Origin of the sequence: Bacillus salacetis (genome assembly GCF_049177075.1) — a bacterium.
Taxonomy (GTDB): domain Bacteria; phylum Bacillota; class Bacilli; order Bacillales; family Bacillaceae_B; genus Rossellomorea; species Rossellomorea salacetis_A.
The window spans coordinates 3024152-3043744 of the sequence record NZ_CP185377.1 but is presented as its reverse complement, the minus strand read 5'-3'; the positions used below and the strand labels follow the sequence as shown (position 1 = coordinate 3043744).

The following is a 19593-nucleotide window of genomic DNA, read 5'->3' as shown; positions in this document are numbered from 1 at the left end:
AGATTGAACTAACTTTGAAAACAAGCGACTCGGATAATTCTAAATAGTAAAGTATGAAAATTGCTTTTCCCGTCAATCATCTAAATAAGTTGACGGGAGGTGATTGTAATATGAATGAAAAAGGCAAAGTGGTGAGGGTTACTTTTTCTGAAGAACAAAACAGAGAAACAGACCTATGGATCTATAGACTAACTGAAAGGATTATTCTTCAACAACTGAATATACATCCTGCTATTAAGGCGGAATTGTTACGAGGGAATCAAAATCGAATAAACAAAATTCTTTCTGGAGGGAGATAATGAGTAAAAAATTAACGGATTGCGTAGGTAGGGTGGTTACCCGAGCTCAAGGCCGAGAAGATAGCAGGAGAAGTGATCGAAGGAAGAAAAGATATGCTGTATACATCCGAGTTAGTGGAAGTTCGCAAAGTGAAGAACTTCAAATAAATGCAGCGAAAAAGTGGGCAGAAGCCAACGGGATACCTTGGAATGAGATTGAGAAGTTTAACGAGCACTCTCTTTCTGCTAACAAGGTAGTTATGGAAAATAGGCCCGAGCTCATTCGGTTGCTAAATGCTATTAAATCAGGTCAGATTAATTGTGTACTCGTATTTACACGTTGCAGGGTGGCAAGAAATTTTTTTGAGTATGATGAAATAACAGATATCTTCAATGCTGCAAAAATTGATGTCTTTTTTACTTGTACTGAAACGCCTCCCTACAGTAGAGATAAATTAATAGAAGGAATCTATGGAATACAGATACAGAGTGAAGGACAGAACATTAAAGCAAGACTAAATGATGTCCATAACATGAACCCGCATCAAAAGTTCGGGTACGTAAATGACAACAAGCAATACAGTGCAGATGAAAGGTATCAATACAAAATTAAAAAAGCCTTTGAAGCCGCTTCCAAGGTTGAAGGGTTTAAAGAGTTATTAAAGATAATTCTCTCTTATAAAAAAGAGTTCAAACGGAAAGATGTAGAAGATACTTGGAAACTTCTGAGAACACCGTTTTACGCCGGTTACTATCAAAAAGGTTTAGACTATTTCCAATTAGAGCATGTTGAACCAATTATAGAGTTAGAATTGTTTCAAAGAGTTCAGATTGTTCTTGACTTATATGAACAAAGATTAATTGATACCATTATTGTTTCAAGAGAGCAATCTTACCTTACCCCAGTTTGCGGAGTTTGCAAGAAGAAGATGATTCACAAAAACACAAGAGTAGGTGAAGCTGCTTTTTATAAATGTGAAGTTCACAAAAAGCACCGAATAACAACAGAAGAAATTAATCAAACTTTAGAAGCTGCCTTTAGGGAGGTAATAAACTCCATCTCTGAACAGGAATTAAAGTATGTCTGTATCAGATCCATTAATAATGCACTTAAAGAGATGAGAAAAAAGAAAGAAGAACTAGGTACACAACTACTAAATGTCCGTATGAATTTCGCTATGAAGTTCGGTCTTCATAATCAAAAAGAGAAGGATCTACACTTAAAGAGTGTTAATTCTTTACTTTCTGAATCTGAAGAAATATCAGATCAAATTGTTGATTTATCTAACACACAATCTATTGTTAACGGGTTGGTGAAGATTGTAAAAGAAGGATTAGTTGCAGAATTACAAAAAGAAAAACTGCAATTGTTTATATACTTTCTGATAAAAGAAGTAGTGGTATTTTATGATTCTATAGAACTTGAAGTATTCCTAGCAGAGTTTTTAGGAGGAGAAAAGCATGTCCAAAAATAATTCCGAACAACAGGTCAGTAACCTAGATACCATTCTTACACTTCAGCAAGAATTTAAAGAGATTATTCAAAGTATAATAATTGGTCCAATTAACCTTGGGGAGTGTTTGCCTTCCATAAAAAAACTACCTTCTGAACCTATAAGGATGGCAATAGGTTATATAAGGTATTCGGACAAGAAACAAGACGAGAACAATTCCATAGCTATTCAAAAAAGAGAAATAGAAAATAAAGCCCGATTGGAAGGATATCAGATTATCCTTTGGTGTATGGATAAAGCTGTTTCAGCCACACATAAGTCTGCATTAAAGCGTCCTTGGATGCAGGTGCTATTTGAAAGTGCTTTGTTAAAGGACTTTAACGGAGCAATTTTTTTCTGTGAAGAAAGTCGTGTGACTCGCCAGGTGCATGACTTTGTAAGGGGAGTTCATGACCCATTAAAGGAGAAAAAAGTAACAATAAAATTCTTCAGCACTACAGAACCAAATGAATGGGATCCGAATAAACCTCATATACAAGCCAAGTTGTTAATTTACAGAAATGAATCGGAATATAAAAAGAATAGAACAATCTGGTATCATCAAAACTGTTTATATCCTTCAGAGGGTCAAAAGCCTAAACGCCCTGGAGCTCCTCTTCCATATGGATATATTAAGGGAGAGGAGGGAGAGGTATCTATCGATAACAGTGAACATAAGGCAGACATAGTTTATCTCATCTACTACTTATCAAGCTACGGGTATAGTAATAAATATATTGCCACCTATTTAAATGAGTGTGGTATCCCCTCACCGAAAGAAAAAAAATGGTCAGCCTCAATGATTGATAAGATATTACACAATCTATTTTATCAAGGACACTTAACATGGGGTGTTCGGGATAGTAATACCAATAGTGCAAGAAAAAAAATAGGTCAATTTGAATTATTTGAGCATCAACACGACGCAATTATACCTCAGCACTTAGCAGATGGTGTAAAGCAGATGAAGAGATTTAAAAGCCAATTTGGGAGAAATTTAAATACTCCTTTTGCACTCAAAGATTTAATCGTTTGTAAAGACTGTGGTGAGCGTCTTATTTCTAAGAACTTCACACCTGGGACAAGCAAAAAGGATAAGGATAAGAATAACGATAAGAAAAAACAAAACCAAAAGCTTGTGTACCGTTGTGTGAATTGCATAAAGTATGTAGAAGTAGAACAAGTTCACGCTATTTTTTTGAAGAAGTTCTTTGATCATTTATCAAAAAACAATTCAATGATGAAAAGAGAAATAAGAAATAGTTTGAAGCGATGGGACAAAACGTTGAAACAAAAACAAATGAAAATTTCACAATCTCTTCAACATGTAAAAGAGCAAGAGCGTTTTGTAGCTCATGAAAGTGAGATGGTTGGATCAGAGCTTGCAATTTCCATTGCTGATACACTTAGTTTTCTTTCTGAAAAAAATAATGAAATAGCAGAATTAATAGAACAAATTGAAAAGATGCTGGAAGCTGATGAACTGGAATTGTATTTAACAAAATTCTTCGATCATCAAAGCAATATGCTAAATGACCTTGAATTGCGAAGTTTATCGCTTTTTTTTATCGAAAAAATTGAATTAGACTTATCCACCAACAACGCAGCAATTCATTACCGAATTACACCATTCATTGACTTAGAAAATTGGATTGGTCAGGTTACCGCAGATTAAGTAAGTCCAGTGTTCATATTACCGTAAAAAATTCAGCTTAAAGGAAATCCCTAAAAGTGAAATCGTGAGAAAGCCTTGGTATCAAGGCTTTCTCGAATTAATCTTACGGTTGCACGGATAGCGTGGTATACCTCGCTACCCGTGTGACCGTCCTTTTATTAAGCATTGTAGACAAATTACCGTAGATGTATACACTTGAACTGAAAATTAATACTTAAAACGAAACATATGTAAACATAAATTCAATTTATAGGAGTGACACAATCATGAAGGTATTTTCATGTACTGAAGCAGGTAAGATCTTAAATACAACCAAGAAAGATGTTAGAATGCTTGTTGAGGAAGGTATACTTATGAATTATGGTAATAGTTACCGATATATGGTTTCTGAAGAAAACGTAGAACAACTTAAAAGTGAATCTGAAAAGTTATATTAACATTGGGTATATAACCCATTTTGTTGTAAATACTGATACTGTTGCGACTTCAGATACGATTAATACTAAGATGTTTATCATGACACATAGTCATTCGTAATCTGACATAAGAGGCTATTCCCATTGAATTTCGGGAATAGCCTCTTACTTTTTTAGAGTTTAATGCTTTATTATCAATGAAGGAATTCAATAGTCTTTTCTTAAAGGTGAATTAAAAAGTAATAACATGGCCTCCAGTTGGGATGGAGACTAGAAGATAATAATGAAATGAAATGTTGTGCGATTAATCTTATAGATCCTATTTTTTATTCACATAATTTACGTTATATGAATGAGCGGGATTTTTTTAAGTTAGAAATAATTGTCTTTTTACTTTATAAAGGAAGATCTCTTGCCTTTTCATTCTTTTTACATACACTCGACAACTTATGAGCCCCCCTTTTTTGTTCTGACATTTTAATTCATGTAACCAGAGGAGTCATTTATTACTAAATATAAGTTCATATATTTATTTAAATGGATTTGTAAAATTAGTTTGCTTTTGTACAATAGAGTGGAGGTGTTTGAGGAATGGATCATAAAAAGTATCATTATAATTTTAGCGAAGATTTAATATTAAATAAAGCAATAGAACAAATAAAAAGAGGAAGAACATACGAAGAAGTTAAAGAAGAGTTTAATTTGTCAGTTGACGATATTGAGTTGATTGATTTTGTAATAAATGAGTTTTAGTTTTATGAATAACTGAGACCAGGAGAGACAGACATGTATTACTGCAGGCCTGGATGAACGTTTATGCAGCAAGTGATTATTGCATCCAGAAGAAGCCATTATTGCATATTATTGAGCCAGCTAATGCGGATGAGAAATCCGCCAAGTGCGGAGCACTGAGCCACTTATGCCCTGCAGTAAGTTTTCGCGCTTGTCTTATATTAATCAATCCCGCTAAAAAAAACACTCAACATAGGAGAGGTTGTATGGATTTTTATGAAATCTTAGAAAAGCAGGACCTTCTAATGCTAGAAAAATATATTGAAAAACACGGTGTAAATCATGTTTTGAATGATCAAAGTATTTTAATGCTTGCGGTAAGAGAGGGTAACCTTAAGGTTACTAAGATGCTCCTAGAACAGGGAGCGAAAGTTAACTGGGTGGATAATTTAAATCGTAACGCTTTGATGATTGCTTCTTTTTTTGGTTATTCAAATATTGTTAAACTACTATTGAATCACGGAGCTACTGAATTTGAAAAGGCGTATAAATTTGCTGAAAAAGGTTGGAATGGCGATAGACAGATAGCAGTAATACAAGTTTTGTCTGAAGTAAAGGATTAGCAATTTAACCATTAAAAATTATAAGTAGACCTATTTAATGAATAGTTGAGCCATGATAAGTATTTGAAAAAAGATAGGGAGTAGCTGAAAGGATATGAAATTTTGAAGAATAGTAAAGAAAATTGCCCGCATTGTAGCGCTGACTTGCAAGGAGAACCAATACCAAAGAAACAACAAGGTGCTTATAATTCAACACTTTACTCGAAAAATAGGAATTTCAGATATTGAAAAAGACCGGATAGTGAAATGGAAATGCCCTGATTGTGAAGGAGAATGGGATCTCAACTAATTAATACGCAGTACAAACCATCTTAACCGTCGGTTTTTCCTTACTTTTGATCAGGTTCTCGAGCTATCATGTTTATAAGCAATGATATTAAAACCAACAAAAAGGCCTTACTCAAAAGTAGGGGCTTTCCTAGTCAGCCCTTCCTCCAGTTGATCAACCAGTTGCAGTACTTGCTCTAATTCAACAGCAATTTCTTCTTTAGTCGTTGGTTTATCATAAAGTGACAACCCTGCGTGACAAAGCTTTAATTTCAATTCAGAAAGTTGCGCCTTCAAAGCAAAGTAATCTCCATTCATCTTTTCACACTCCCTAAACTAAAAAGGTAAAAAATCATCCCGATCAAGTTTGTAGCTCATTATCTCTTCTGCAATATCCTCACTACCGTTTAAAAAGATCTTTTCAACAACTGTTTTTCGATATCCAGTTTCCATTTTAATATTTTTTATCCAGCAATTAATTTTACATGGTAACTCATGTCGTCTGCACCTAAACCGGTTGGAACTCATGTTTCTATGCCCATCAATTAAGTAATGCATCTCAATTTCAAACCATTCCCACTTCATTTGGGATCCCTCTAGTCCTAAAATTGTCTTTTACTATTTCTTTCAAGATAAGTTTAATTAGTTATCACATTTCTTTATGATTTGTCTTTTGAACGAAGATATTCTTTATGAGGCATTGTTTCTTCATTTGTTTTTTGGTCCCAATAGCGTTGCCTTGCTATAGCCAATACTTTTAAAATTTCTGGTGGACATTCTTCTAGAAAGTTTCGTCGCTCGTATTTAAAGATATTATTAGTTTTTAAGTATTCCACGATGTTACTTATCTCTGGAACTATAGATGAAGGGATTTCTTTATTCAAAAGCATTTTTTCTAATTCTGTTCTGATAATGCTTGTTTTATCCCTCATAATCTAATTCCCCCTTCATAAATCACTAAGAACCAATTATTGCAGATACTATCCAATTACATCGAGCTCTTATTTGTTTTATTATAATAAGTAAAGTTCTTCTAATAAAGAACCAATTAAAATAAGTACTTGTCGAAACTCTAATCGTATAGGATATGGTGTGAGGAATTGTTTTAGATCTAGTCTTACTTATAGTCAAATAAACTACAGGATGTGAATATTTCAGTGGCCAATTTTTATTTTATTGACAGAATTATTAATGTTGCTGACACCATAGAGACATACACACAAGGACTGTCACTTGAAGAGTTCAAAAAGGCTAGGTTAATTATTGATGCAGTAATTTGGAATCTAGAACTTATTGGAGAAGTAGTAAAAAACATCTCAACTGAAGTTAGGGAAGATAATCCCCATATTCCTTGGGAGAAGATAATTGAGTTTCGACATACTCTAATAAAGGAGTATGACAGTCTAGATGTATATGAAATTTGGAAAATAGCAACAGTAGATACTATTACACTAAGAACTAATTGTGCTGCAATAAAAAGCAAATAGGTGGATCTCTAAAAAGTGGGTAATCAGGCATCGTATTATCCACTTTTTTACATGTCGTGTAGGTATTTTTAAATGAAATGTCGAAGTATGTATTATCAGGTTAGATTTATGAAGGGGTGTTGTTAAGTTGAAATCCACCATAGAAGATGTCGATTTTTTTATATTTATGATAAAGCGTGAAAAATTTGGATTGATGAAAAGATATTATAATATCTTACATAACAAGGAATCGGAAGAATATAAGAGATTTATTAATGTTTATTTAAAATATAAAAATGTTTTGAGTGAAAGAGAACAATTAATATTAGATTCCGTTTATGGTGTCAATGGCACTCCGTTAAAGCTAAAGGAAGTCGGTCAGATTATAAAGGTTACTCCAGAAAGGGTAAGACAATTAGTTTTCAAAAGCGAGAGGGAAATAGCAACGTTTCTTCGTCAAGAATATTAGATACCTACTTTTAACGTCTATCGTTTAGTACATATAACATCGATTATATGTAATAGATTAACAAAGCAAACACAACTCCCTCGTTTAGTTGAAGAAGTGCTTGTTTTTTTATCGCTTCTTTTCGCCATTTTTGGGGAAGGTATGTATCATTAATTATACATTGGTTAATACCAAAAATCTTCCTTAGAGGTGGTAAAAAAATGTCCACATCAGCTATGTATCTATGTGTAGCTAATCAGCATATTTCTAAGATTCCTAAAACTAAAAACAGAGGTATTATTACAAAAAAAGAATTAGCTGGACAAACTGTATTAATATTAGAACTGATTTATGGTGTTAAAAATAGAAAGCCTGTTGATATTATAAGTATTCGTTTTGAAAGAAAGACATTTGATGAAAATGGAGCCTGTAATTTAAGGTTGACTAGAGAAGAGCGTAAAAGGATGTATGAATACATCTTTGATACGCTAAACTTACCCTTACCGAAAGCACATGAATATCCTAATAAAACTGAAATTATAACCATAAAAAATTATCTTAATAGTAAGTACCCGGCTTTATTAAAAAATGAACCTTTAGCAATTGAATATGCAATAATAGATAGTAAAGAACTTTTTAAACAGCAAGTCAGGAATTTCAAAAAATCACATCAACAAAAATGTGAGAAATAGACAAAATTTTAATTACATGAATTGAGCGGAAGTTTTTATGGCTTCCGTTTTATATTGTAGAATTTTAAACGGCTGTTCAATTAAAGGGCCAGTTAATTGAATATCATCAATCCTCTGCATAAAGAAATAAGACTCGTCTCTAGGCGAGTCTTAATTTAATTTATATTTAAACAGCAATCCAAAGGATGGAAATAATTACTTAAAAACGAAAGGAAATTTTTGTTGTATTTTGTAAATAAATAGATAAAATTAATTTGATGAGAGGAGGGTTACTAGACTGAAAGTAGCAAGTCTGGTTATTGAACATTTTAATTGAACCGGAGGAAAAACTAGTTGATTAAGCGGGGACTTAGCAAGAAAATTTTGTTGTCGTTGGTTGCTTTTATTTTGTTATTTTCGTCTATTCCTTTAAGTAGTGTGTTTGCTCATGGGGGAAGTCATAATCAGCAAATAAATAAGGAAGAGAACAAGAAAGAGGAAAAACCTAAACCAAAGAAGGTTTCATTTGAAGACAGCCTTCAACAGAATGTGAAAAAAGTAGAAGAAGTTAAGGATAGTAGAACAGCTAATGGAAGTACCTTTGTTAATAGTGATTTAAGTTATACAACAGATATTCATACTGGTGCTGTTCATTACAAGGATTCTCAAGGAAAATATCACCCTATTGAAAACAAACTCAAAAAGATTGATGAAAAGGATAAAAAGGGTTTTAAATATAAATCAGACAAAAACCAATTCTCAGTTGAATTTGCAGAGAAGGTAAAGAAAAACAGCGAATTGGTGTCCATATCTTTTGGTAAAGAGAAATTAGGGTTTATTCTACAGAATGCACAAAGGGAAGCAGATGTAGAACTAGAAGAAAACAATGTATTATATAAAAATGTTTTTAATGATACAGACATCAAATATTCATTATTACCGGACGGCTTAAAAGAGGACATTGTTTTGCACTCAAAAGATAGTCAATCGGAATTCACTTTTGACATTATAGGTTCTTTGATCGCCAAGCAAAGTGGTAAGAATATTGAGTTCTATAATAATGAAAATAAGATGATATGGGTAATGACCCCTCCATTTATGGAAGATGCAAAAGAGGTCTTCTCTCATGACATCGAATACACTTTAGTAGAATCCTCAAATAAAAAGCAGTCAATTCAATTGAAAATAGATAAAGAATTTATAAACGATCCAGATAGAGCTTTTCCTATCTTGGTAGATCCAACTGTCAATCTAGGTGGAAGTGCTTCCAACACACTAGATTCCTATGTAATGCAGGACTACCCTTCCTATAATTATTACACTAGTACGGATTTACGGACGGGATACGCGGACTCAACCGGCGTGACTAGATCCTATATGGATTTTACCAATAGCCTCCCTAATTTAAATGGTGGTCTTTTAGTTAAGGCAGAACTTAAGGCATATCGATTCAGTAATGGATATAACACCATTAACACGAACCTTTATGCTCAAAGAGTTTCTTCCTCATGGGGAGTTAATACCGTCACTTGGAATAATCAGCCGAGCATTGATACTACAAAAACATACGGCAGCACTGCGGTTAATGGCACTCTTGGCTGGGCCACTCTTAATATTACAGAACTGGTAGACAAATGGTATGACGGAACAGCTAATCATGGGGTTGTTCTACGTTCTACTTCAGAAGGTACATTGGGTACGTACAGAAAGTATAACTCTGCTGAGGCATCGTCTAACAAGCCTTACTTGGCAGTTACATATTCTGGCCCTCCTAGCGCTCCTACTGGAACTGATTATGGAAATGGGACTGGAACCAGTGCAGGATACGTGAACTTATCTTGGACGCCAGTTAGTGGAGCAACAGGATATAAAGTTTTAATCTTTAATGGTAAAGAGTATCAAGAAATAAATGTAGGAAATATAACTAGTTGGTCAACTAAAGGGAAAAAATTGTGGCCAACTGTTTCTCAAATACAACAAGGTCTATACGCCTTACGCTTAGATGGTACGGGAGCAGACCTTGCAGATGACCCTAGACCAGTGTATAAAAATTCTGGCGGAGTTTATCCAAATAGTAAGAATTATTGGTTCCGGGTTAAAGCATATAATGCTTATGGAGAGACCGTTCAATCAGGTGCATTTATGCCAACACTTCCTGACCAAACGAAACCAACGAAACCAGGGAAACCGGTCGTAACAAATAAGCTCAATTCTAATTTCACCTTTACATGGGGGGCATCCACTGATTCCCTATCAGGTGTCAAAGGTTACAGAGTGTATGTGGGGACAGGTTCTGGAAAAACGGATGTTGTAGCTGGAACTTTTGTAACAGCCAACACATTTACTATAACGAACGCTATTCCTCGAACCCAGTACTTTATTACTGTAGTAGCAGAAGATAATGAAGGAAACACCTTTGCGTCCGACGAGACGATTGAGACTGCAAGAAAGCAGTTAGATGCTTCTATTGATGGAGTCTCTATCCCTTCTCAAATGGAAGCTGGTGGTCAATATAGTGTTCAGATTAAAGTTAGAAATGAAGGGTTAGAAACTTGGACGGCAGCAGGGGGCTTCTTATTAGGGTCAGTAAAGGAAGTGGATCCTTTAACTGCAGATACCAGAGTGCAGTTGAGTTCAGCTGACTCCATAGGTCCATCACAAGTTAAAACGTTTACTCTTAACTTTGTAGGTAATAAAAGTCCTGGAGATTATATCACTGAATGGCAAATGCTTAAGCTTCAATATGGAAGTTTAGGAGAAGTATTTTCTAAGGCTGTAAAAGTAGTCGATACAACTCCTCCCACAGGGAAGGTAACGATTAATAATGGTGAAACATTAACCAACTCACCAAATGTCTTCCTTAAGTTAAATGCCCAGGATAATTCTAATCCGCCTTATTCTGTAAAGTTAAGGAATGAATTAAATACCTGGTCAGTGTATGAACAATTAGCTGATAGTGATAAGCCTTGGGTTCTTTCTAATAGTAATGGTGAAAAAACAGTTTCCACCGTTTTTAAAGACCAAAGTGGAAATGAATCCATAATTTACTCTGACAGCATCACTTTAGATACTAGTTATCCAACAGCAAAACTGACCTCCCCAGCAGCGATGGATTATGTCAATGGAGTGACGGTCATAAAAGGAACAGCTACGGATAATGACTTAAAAGAATATACCATCAGCTATGGAAACGGTGAAGCTCCAACATCCTGGACAACCATTAAGACTGGCACTTCTGTAGTTACAGAAAATATTTTAGGAGACTGGAATACCGCAAGCATACCAGCCGGCCTCTACACAGTTCGGTTATCCGTTTCAGACCAAGCTGGGAATACCTCTATTTCCTCCAAAATGGTTTGGGTGGATCCTCTGATCCCTATGCTGGGTACAGAGAACTACTGGGGATTTGAAGAAATCAATACAGGCTATGGAATTGGAAAGGTCAACCTTGCAAACGGTAATAGCTATCTGGAATTTTCAGATTCCAACCTTAAAGGAAGAGGATTAGGTACAGAAATTAACCGTATTTACAATAGTCAGGATGAAACTGTTACTCCCTTAGGAAAAGGGTGGCGCTTAGACCTTTATATGTCCATTAAAGAGAAAGCGGATGGCAACCTGCTATTGACGGATGAAGACGGCTCCCAGCATCTCTTCGTTAAGAATGCAGACTCTACGTATACAGCGCCAGCAGGGATATTCAGAAAGCTTTCGAAGCTGAGTGACGGTACATTTAAGTTGGTGGACCTTGATGCAGCAAGCATAGCCTTTACCTTCAATGTAATGGGACAATTAACTTCTTTTGAAGATTTAAATGGGAATAAGATTCAAATTCGATATTCCAATAATGAGATTAGTGAATTAGAAGACCCTACCGGTAGGATTACCTCCTTTACGTATTTAAACAATCGACTAGAGGACATCATTACCTTTGCAGGAACGAAAGTTCACTTCTCCTATATTAATGGCCAGCTTGCTGGAGTTGAATATTACGATGGGAAAGGTTCAATCTATCGGACTATTGGCTATAAATATGGGGTCAACGGGAAATTAGAAGAATATACGAACCCGAATAATAAAACAGTGACTTTTCAATACAATGGGCATCGATTAATAGCTGTAAAAGGTACTTTGACCACACGAAATGCAGCTACTGGACAGCTAAATAATTTGTACCCTGTTCAAGAGTCCTTTAATTATGATTTATTAAAGAAAACGACTCAGGTAACGAATCATGGCAGCAATCAATCACTTGTCTCCATTTATGAAACCAATCAAAATGGAAACCTTATCAAATCAATTGATGATCCGAGCAAGCTAAATATTGTTAACAGCTTTAATTATGAAAAAAATCAGTTGAAAGAATCAATTGATGGAAAGGGGTATAAAACCTCCTATACCTATGACGAACGTGGGAACGTATTAACAAAAACTGAACCACTGACTCATGATATTGAGGGAGGGACACACACGCCACTTACCAGATTCGAATATAAAGCTGGAACTAGTCTAATCAGTAAGGAAACCGATCCTTTAGGTAGAGTGATCCAACATGATTATGACTCAAAAGGGAACAGGGTATGGACTATCGACAGCGAAGGCTTCAAAGAATCTTTTAATTATGATTCATAGGGAAACTTATTAGACACCACCTATGAACGCGGTCCACTATATGGCTATTTACCGAATTACAGCTTTGAAAAAGGGGAAGGTACGATTGTTTCGGACTGGCGAGTAGGTGGTACTGTAACCTTCCAAACATCAGACAAAAAAAGCGGGACGCGAAGCTTATCTTTAACTGGAAGTATTGACTCTGATTTTATTCCGATTAAGAAAGGGAATCTCCCAGTTCGTGCATTGGTTTGGACAAAAGGGTCCAATGCTGTAGTATCCCTGAAGTTCTACGATTCATCTAAGGCTGCCTTAACAACTAAGAACAGCACAGGGTCAACTTCAACAAACTGGGTTCTACAGCATGTCGCCTCTGACATTCCGGCAAATGCCGCTTATGTAAGTGTTAATGTGTCCTCAGGCACAGGAGCCATTCTGGTAGATGATGTACGCGTAGAAGAAAGTGGATATATTACGAAGAATAAGTATAGTCCTGATGGATTATACCTTATTGAGTCATATGATCCTTACGGAAACAAGATGGTTTATGAATACAACCTTGCTGGTGATAAGGTCAAAGAAACCAATGAGCTGGGGCAAATTGCATCCTTTGAATACAATGCCGACCACCAGGTTACAAAGCAGGTTGATCGCCGTGGAAAAATCACAAGTTTTGAATACGATTTTAACGGCAATCTTAAGAAAGAAACGAACGCTTTAGGTCATGTGGTGGAATATGAATATGACGAGTTCAACAACCAGGTTTTAAAACGAAATCCACAGGTAACAAGAGTGGATTATGTATCTCAAGTTCCTTCAGCACCAGAAGTTCTGACAATTACTGAGATTGACGAATTTAACGAACTGGGGCAAAAAGTTGCTGAAAAAGATGGCAATGCCAACGGAGAGTTGAATCGTTTTTATTATGACTCGGTCGGGAGATTGGCCAGAAGCATTGACCCAATGAAAAATGAATTAAGGTTTACTTATGATAACAACAACAATAAGGAAACCGAAGAGAACCTTGCCTGGGATAAGGCAACATCGACTCTCTATTCTAAAGGCACAACCTTTTATAATTATGATGAGTTAAATCGTTTAACTAGTTACTCCGATTCTACTAAAGATAAAAATACCCTGGTTGAAAGAACCAAGTATGATGCTGTGGGTAATATAGTTAAAACAATTACCGGAACTGGCGATTGGACAGAATATCAGTACGATAAAAACAATAATGCTATATACAGTAAAGACTCATCTACTCCAGCGGTTGAAACATGGACTCTATATGATGGATTAGGTAATGAAGCCCTCGCATTAGATAAGCTTGGATTTACCACATATGTATATGAAGCAAATAACTTATTAAAAGAAGTTATTGATACAGAAGGGAAAAAGACGTCCTATACGTATAATGCTGCTGGGGACAAAACCAAGCTAGTGGATGCCACTGGAACGGCTACGAATTGGGCCTATAATGAAGAAGGACAAATCAAAGAGGAAACAGTAGAGGTTACGGATCCAATTAGCGGTACAGTATCTTTACAGACAATTATATATGGTTATGATGCTATTGGTCAGGTCACTAAAAAGACTATTAGCGAAACAAAAGATTCCGTAACTACGCCTTCCAAGGAAATATCTTATATTTATGATGAATTGGGACAATTGGTGATGGAAACAGGCATTAATTCCGATGGGAAGAAAACAGAGAGTCGTTTCTATCATGATATGAACGGTAATGTCCTTAAAACGTGGGTTTATGACGAAACCAATCCGGTTCCTGTTGCAGTGGACCCGGATGGAGATGGCTATTTTAATAGCGAAACACAATCTCAATATGATGCAAACAATCGTTTAATTCTCGAAGAAATCAGCCATACAGGGACCAAAACAACTAATGTGATAAACGATCATAAAAATGAAGAGGTACTTCATAGTGCTCTGGGAGACACTGTTGTCACATATGATGATAATGATCGTATGAAGAAGGTTTTAACACCAAACTTCGATACCTTCTCCTATGAGTATTTGGTGGATGATTCGCTTTCTAAAATAATTGGACCAGGGGTCGAAACCTCCCTAACCTATAACGGCGGTTCTAAGCTGAAGACGCTAAAAGCTGTGAATCGAAACAATCAATCAATCATTCTAGATTTGGCCTATAACCACTCTGATGCGGAACAAGTTGTTGAACTGCTAGATAAGGGAACTAGTAAAAAGAAATATACTTACACACCTTCAGGGCAACTTGAGACAGTTGAAGCTAACGGGAAGAAATTGAAATACAGCTATGATGCAAACTCTAATTTAATTAAAGTAGAAAATCTCACTACCAGTAAAGTAATGGAGACCTATTCTTATGGCTCCGAAAATCGTATACGCCAGAAGAAAGTCTACAATGAGACAACCGGAAGCCTCATTCGCACTATTGATTACGAGCATAATTCCAGTGGCACCCTTTCCAAAGTTTCTGCCAAGGAAGGCTCTAATGTAACCGTTACAAACTACCAGTACAACAGTGATGATCAGCTAATGAAAGTCATTAAAACTGTTAATGGTGTAAAACAACCAGAGGTTCTATATGAGTATGATACCGATGGAAACAGGATTGCTAAGAACGTTAATGATGGATCTAAAAATACTCACTATCATTATCATTTGGATACTAATGGAGGATTATTTTTAGAGACGATTGCTGGTCCAACGCAGGAACAGAGGATTAAGTATTATCGAGATGCAGATGGAAACCTATTGAGCTTCAGTTATAACGATGTCGTTTATTACTACCAGTTCAATGCCAGAGGCGATGTAGTCGCTCTTACGGATGCAGCTGGTAATGTTAAAGCAACTTATGATTACGATGAATGGGGTAATGTTATCTCCATTACAGGAGATTTGACTATCGCCCAGACAAACGTTTATCGTTATGTCGGTAAATATGGAGTCATGTACGATAGCGATACAAATCTATACTTGATGGGTTGGAGAGATTATGATCCGTCAACAGGAAGATTTATTGTTCCGGATGAATACGAAGGGACAGAAGAAGATCCTTCATCATTAAACCGCTATCTGTATGCAGATGCAGATCCTGTAAATAACATCGATCCTGATGGTCATGCTCCTAAGTGGCTGCAGAAAGGATGGAAAGCCACTAAGAAGTATGGTAAAAAAGGATATAATGCTTATATTGGAAACGATATTAGGACTTTGAGAAGCCCAAAATCAAAATGGTATCACAAAGCAGGTGCAGCTGCTTCTATTGCCAGCAATTTTGTCCCTGGAGCTGGTCAAGCGAAATGGGCAGTGAAAGCAGGCGTTACAGCTGCCAAGCATGGCAAGAAAGCAAAGAAGGTCAAGAAGTTTGCAGCCACATCTCTGAAAAAAACAAGGTCCAAGAAGAATGTTCAAATAAGAAGTAAATCCACAGTATCAAAGCAACAGCAAGGATCTAAGATTAGAACAAATAGTGAATTGGTGAAGGAAATTGCATCGAGAGCCGAAAGAAAAGTTGGTGGAAAAGGAAGAGTAGCTGGAACTCAAAAGCATATCTATTCAAAAAAATTGTTGGATAGATATCAAAGAATGTATGGTGATAGAGGGCTGAAAACGGAAACTAGTTGGTTGAATAATCGACAAGTACCTTATGGAACAAAAGGGAGTGCACGCCTAGATGTTTATGACATAAATTCAGGAGATGTTTATGATTATAAATTTACGATCAGACCTGGTAAAGGATTAGGAAAAAGGCAGACAAATAAAATATTAAGACATGGGCCACTGAATATTAGAAAAATAAAGGAGGTTAATCCGTGACAAGAAGTAAAATTAGGATTGCTGACAAAAGACAAATTACATCAGATTGGCAACAAACAATACCTTCTCTTGGAGTCTATAAACCAATGCATTTGCTAAATAGAGTGGGTCCCTTGCTTGTGGGCGTACTACTTGAGGTAAAGTCAGATAATGAGAATTATTTACCAACTTTTCATGTTCATAACCTATTACAATCATTTCCGGTAGTTAGCTTGGGATTAAATTACGAAGCTTCCCCTATCACAGTTGCAGGGCATCAAAGTAAACATTTTGGTTCAGCTATGGATATTATTAATCAAGCAATAATACCTTTAGAGGGTGATTTACACTTAACAACCGTACTTAATGCTTATGAAAAGTACTACAAAAAAAATACAGGAGGATATTTTCACCAGTATATTTTTGAAGATATTGTTTTGTTAAGTGCATGGTGTGGAGATAAACAAAAGATAGATAAAGGATTAGAATTCGCTGAAAATAACATGAGTCAATGGCCAGAACATGTACTAAATCGTTTAGGAGGTCTAAAGAAATGGTTAACTACATTAGAAGAAAAAGCACAAAATCAAACTGAACTGTTAACTATTTTAGAATCACAGATTATAGAATTGAAGGTTAGCCATATACCAGTGAGGAACCTTAAATGTAAATAATAATGTATTATATAAACCTTGAATTGCCTTAGTGCATTTCAAGGTTTCATCTTATTTAATTACATAACACAATACTTAAAAAGCTTATTAATAAATGGCTCTTTTCGTAAAGATTGTTGCTTTTCATTATAACCAAGAATAACTAACTTTTTAGGGCTATATAAACAGAGGCTTATTCAGCTAACGGAGCAGTTTAATGGAACAACCGAAACTTATATGATTGGGTCACCGTCTAATAACCAAGGGTTATTCTAGAATAAGGAGGGAGAAATGTGAAGACTTTAGAAAAAACCAGATATATTCTTGCTGTAATTGGAATTTGTCTGGGGTTTATTAACTTTTTTATCGACAATATCCAGATACCCTATTTCATAATACTTTTAGTTTTATTGTTGATGGTTTCACTAATGGGAGTTGAAGAATTCAAGAACAAGAAAGTTAAAAGTGGGTATTTTTACATTGTTGCAGCTATTATTATATCTTTAGCTGTTATCAAAGACCTCTTCATATATATGTAGTCAAGAAAGTGTCTTTGTTAAAGTAAAGGGGGCGTTTGCTGAACAAGCAGCCGCCTTTCGTTCAATTAAAGGGGCAGGTTAACAGAAGAAGGAAAATATGGTCGTTGAGTGAAAATGAAGTGCATTGGCTAAAGTTTCAGCGTGAACAAATTAAATAATCAGGTGGGTATTTAAAGTGAAGAAAAATAACATTAAACCAAATGTCGGATACACTTTATTCAAAACAACAGGTGTAAATCACAATTTTCCTGTTGTCGATTTGGCAAAAAAACAAGTGACGGGAACAGTCTCATACAATGATAAAATTTATATGACTGTTCTGGTAGATTTAAACTTAGATACAGTTAGTGTTGAAGGTAACGTTGAGGAGTTAAAAGAGATTGCTATGGATAAAGAGTCCTATATAGAAATGTTTAAGAGCCAGGCAGAGTTTTTTGTTGCAAATAATATTTCTAATCCGAAGAAATATTATGATGAGTACTAATAATTCTTTTTTCAAGAAAGGTAGCGTTGGCTGAACAAACAGCCGCCTCCCTTTGTTCAGGTAAAGAGGCAGTTTAACAGAATATCGCCTAACGGTGCAGGAATGTTAGTAATAAGCAAGAAAGATGAAACTTGTTTATATCTATGTCCGTATTAATTATTAATAGCTTTTGGTTATAAAAGAATTAGGGGGATTAATATGAAATTAGTTATTCTTCTTGGAATTTTACTAGCTACTGGCTCAGCAATTGTATTTACAGTATTGTTAGCAAATAAAGCACTCCTTAATTTCTTTATGAACTATAAAGGTCTTAACCAAAAATCAAGATTGGTAGTCTGTCCAAAATGCGGCACTAAAAACCATCGTCAATCAAACGGACAACTTTGCGGAAAATGCTACACTACATTTTAATTCGGGATGTTTACTTGAATTTAAGACCTTCAGGAAATGAAATACATACAGGAACGTGGGGGATTGCGACCAAGCAGCTGCCTCCCTTCAGTTACCTCAGTAAGCGTCGGTATCTTCGGCTAAAGGGCAGGTTAGTTGAAGAAAAATATAGAAAAAGAGCAATGGAGGAAATTAAAGTGAAAATTGAATTTTTAGGAACTGCTGGTCCAATGGCTGTCCCACGACCTTTGTGTAAATGTGAGGTTTGCCACCAAGCAAGAGAAAAGGGTGTTCCATACAGTCGTTCTTGCCCTAGCTTATTTTTACACGGACCTAATCTTTTATTTGATACCTCAGAAGATATAAATATGCAAATAAATCGTTCCCAAATTACAGAAATAAACGGACTATTTTACTCGCATTGGCATCCAGACCACGTAATGGGGAGAAGAGTATTAGAACAGTTAAACGCAAATTATGTTAATCACCCATCAAAGAATACGAGAACCGATGTATTCCTCCCTGAACAAGTAGGAATTGATATTAAACGTTTTCTAGGAACTGGAGAGCATCTTGAATTCTTAAACGATAGGGAGTACATAAAAATTCATATTGTAGCAGATGGAAATTCTGTGAACTTTAATAATGTAGAAGTAACACCTTTTAGATTAGCTGAAGATTATGCTTATGGCTTTTTGATACAGGATACAGATAACAAAATCTTGATTATTCCTGACGAATTGAATAACTGGGACCCTGATAATAGATTTGATGGGCTAGACCTCGCAATTTTACCGATTGGTGTATTAGAATATCACCCTTCTACTAGAGAGAGATTTGTTGAAGTAAATCATCCAATCTTAAAAGAAGAATGTACTTTCTCTGAGACAATTGAAATTATAAAAAAACTCAATCCGAAAAAAACTTTGCTTACCCACATAAATGGCTTTAGTTTCGATGATTTAAAGGCTTTAGAAGATAGACTAAAGTTAGAGGGCTTGAATATTGAAATTGCCTACGATACTTTATTGGTTGATGTAGAGTAGTCG

At 35.5% G+C, this 19593-nt stretch carries 19 protein-coding genes; 16 read left to right on the top strand and 3 right to left on the bottom strand.

Annotated elements, in window-relative coordinates:
* The first annotated feature begins 110 nt into the window (after window positions 1–110).
* From ACOJQI_RS15950 to ACOJQI_RS15925, 6 genes are all read left to right on the top strand, one after another.
* Window positions 111–299: a hypothetical protein gene (locus ACOJQI_RS15950; RefSeq protein ID WP_421379647.1), complete on the top strand. Its 189-nt coding sequence runs from the start codon at window positions 111–113 to the stop codon at window positions 297–299.
* Window positions 299–1753, top strand: coding sequence for a recombinase family protein (locus ACOJQI_RS15945; protein WP_421379644.1), 1455 nt, complete (start codon window positions 299–301; stop codon window positions 1751–1753). Before ACOJQI_RS15950 ends, ACOJQI_RS15945 begins: the two co-directional genes overlap by 1 nt.
* Window positions 1740–3446, top strand: coding sequence for a recombinase family protein (locus ACOJQI_RS15940; RefSeq protein ID WP_421379642.1), 1707 nt, complete (start codon window positions 1740–1742; stop codon window positions 3444–3446). The genes ACOJQI_RS15945 and ACOJQI_RS15940 overlap by 14 nt, the downstream gene beginning before the upstream one ends.
* Window positions 3447–3712: 266 nt before the next feature.
* The gene (locus tag ACOJQI_RS15935) at window positions 3713–3883 is read left to right on the top strand and encodes a hypothetical protein (protein WP_421379639.1); all 171 of its coding nucleotides are present in this window, start codon (window positions 3713–3715) and stop codon (window positions 3881–3883) included.
* 570 nt (window positions 3884–4453) lie between these two features.
* Window positions 4454–4615: a hypothetical protein gene (locus ACOJQI_RS15930; protein ID WP_421379636.1), complete on the top strand. Its 162-nt coding sequence runs from the start codon at window positions 4454–4456 to the stop codon at window positions 4613–4615.
* Window positions 4616–4668: 53 nt separating this feature from the next.
* Window positions 4669–5217 (top strand): ankyrin repeat domain-containing protein, encoded by a 549-nt coding sequence (locus ACOJQI_RS15925; RefSeq protein WP_421379634.1) that lies wholly within the window; start codon window positions 4669–4671, stop codon window positions 5215–5217.
* A gap of 396 nt (window positions 5218–5613) precedes the next feature.
* Here ACOJQI_RS15925 and ACOJQI_RS15920 read toward each other — a convergent pair whose 3' ends face one another.
* From ACOJQI_RS15920 to ACOJQI_RS15910, 3 genes are all read right to left on the bottom strand, one after another.
* A complete protein-coding gene (locus ACOJQI_RS15920) occupies window positions 5614–5802 on the bottom strand; it encodes a hypothetical protein (protein WP_421379632.1) in 189 nt (62 codons plus the stop codon).
* Window positions 5803–5820: 18 nt separating this feature from the next.
* Window positions 5821–6069, bottom strand: coding sequence for a hypothetical protein (locus tag ACOJQI_RS15915; protein ID WP_421379630.1), 249 nt, complete (start codon window positions 6067–6069; stop codon window positions 5821–5823).
* Between the two features lie 74 nt (window positions 6070–6143).
* Window positions 6144–6416, bottom strand: coding sequence for a hypothetical protein (locus ACOJQI_RS15910; RefSeq protein WP_421379628.1), 273 nt, complete (start codon window positions 6414–6416; stop codon window positions 6144–6146).
* A 225-nt stretch (window positions 6417–6641) separates the two neighbouring features.
* On the opposite strand from ACOJQI_RS15910, the gene ACOJQI_RS15905 reads away from it, so the two are divergent.
* The 10 genes from ACOJQI_RS15905 to ACOJQI_RS15860 all read left to right on the top strand — a co-directional run bounded on the left by ACOJQI_RS15905 (window position 6642) and on the right by ACOJQI_RS15860 (window position 19590).
* Window positions 6642–6971, top strand: coding sequence for a DUF86 domain-containing protein (locus ACOJQI_RS15905; protein ID WP_421379625.1), 330 nt, complete (start codon window positions 6642–6644; stop codon window positions 6969–6971).
* A gap of 127 nt (window positions 6972–7098) precedes the next feature.
* A complete protein-coding gene (locus ACOJQI_RS15900) occupies window positions 7099–7419 on the top strand; it encodes a sigma factor-like helix-turn-helix DNA-binding protein (protein ID WP_421379622.1) in 321 nt (106 codons plus the stop codon).
* A 200-nt stretch (window positions 7420–7619) separates the two neighbouring features.
* Window positions 7620–8090 carry a hypothetical protein gene (locus ACOJQI_RS15895; protein WP_421379619.1) on the top strand — a complete coding sequence of 157 codons (471 nt, stop codon included), beginning with the start codon at window positions 7620–7622 and terminating at the stop codon, window positions 8088–8090.
* A gap of 333 nt (window positions 8091–8423) precedes the next feature.
* Window positions 8424–12701, top strand: coding sequence for a DNRLRE domain-containing protein (locus ACOJQI_RS15890; RefSeq protein ID WP_421379616.1), 4278 nt, complete (start codon window positions 8424–8426; stop codon window positions 12699–12701).
* 225 nt (window positions 12702–12926) lie between these two features.
* Window positions 12927–16499, top strand: coding sequence for an RHS repeat domain-containing protein (locus tag ACOJQI_RS15885; RefSeq protein WP_421379613.1), 3573 nt, complete (start codon window positions 12927–12929; stop codon window positions 16497–16499).
* Window positions 16496–17152 carry a hypothetical protein gene (locus ACOJQI_RS15880; protein WP_421379610.1) on the top strand — a complete coding sequence of 219 codons (657 nt, stop codon included), beginning with the start codon at window positions 16496–16498 and terminating at the stop codon, window positions 17150–17152. The genes ACOJQI_RS15885 and ACOJQI_RS15880 overlap by 4 nt, the downstream gene beginning before the upstream one ends.
* A gap of 272 nt (window positions 17153–17424) precedes the next feature.
* Window positions 17425–17670, top strand: a complete 246-nt coding sequence (locus tag ACOJQI_RS15875; protein WP_421379607.1) for a DUF3953 domain-containing protein — start codon at window positions 17425–17427, stop codon at window positions 17668–17670.
* Window positions 17671–17845: 175 nt separating this feature from the next.
* Window positions 17846–18154, top strand: a complete 309-nt coding sequence (locus tag ACOJQI_RS15870) for a hypothetical protein (RefSeq protein ID WP_421379604.1) — start codon at window positions 17846–17848, stop codon at window positions 18152–18154.
* 198 nt (window positions 18155–18352) lie between these two features.
* Window positions 18353–18565, top strand: a complete 213-nt coding sequence (locus ACOJQI_RS15865) for a hypothetical protein (RefSeq protein WP_421379601.1) — start codon at window positions 18353–18355, stop codon at window positions 18563–18565.
* Between the two features lie 176 nt (window positions 18566–18741).
* Window positions 18742–19590 carry an MBL fold metallo-hydrolase gene (locus ACOJQI_RS15860; protein WP_421379598.1) on the top strand — a complete coding sequence of 283 codons (849 nt, stop codon included), beginning with the start codon at window positions 18742–18744 and terminating at the stop codon, window positions 19588–19590.
* The last annotated feature ends 3 nt before the right edge of the window (window positions 19591–19593 follow it).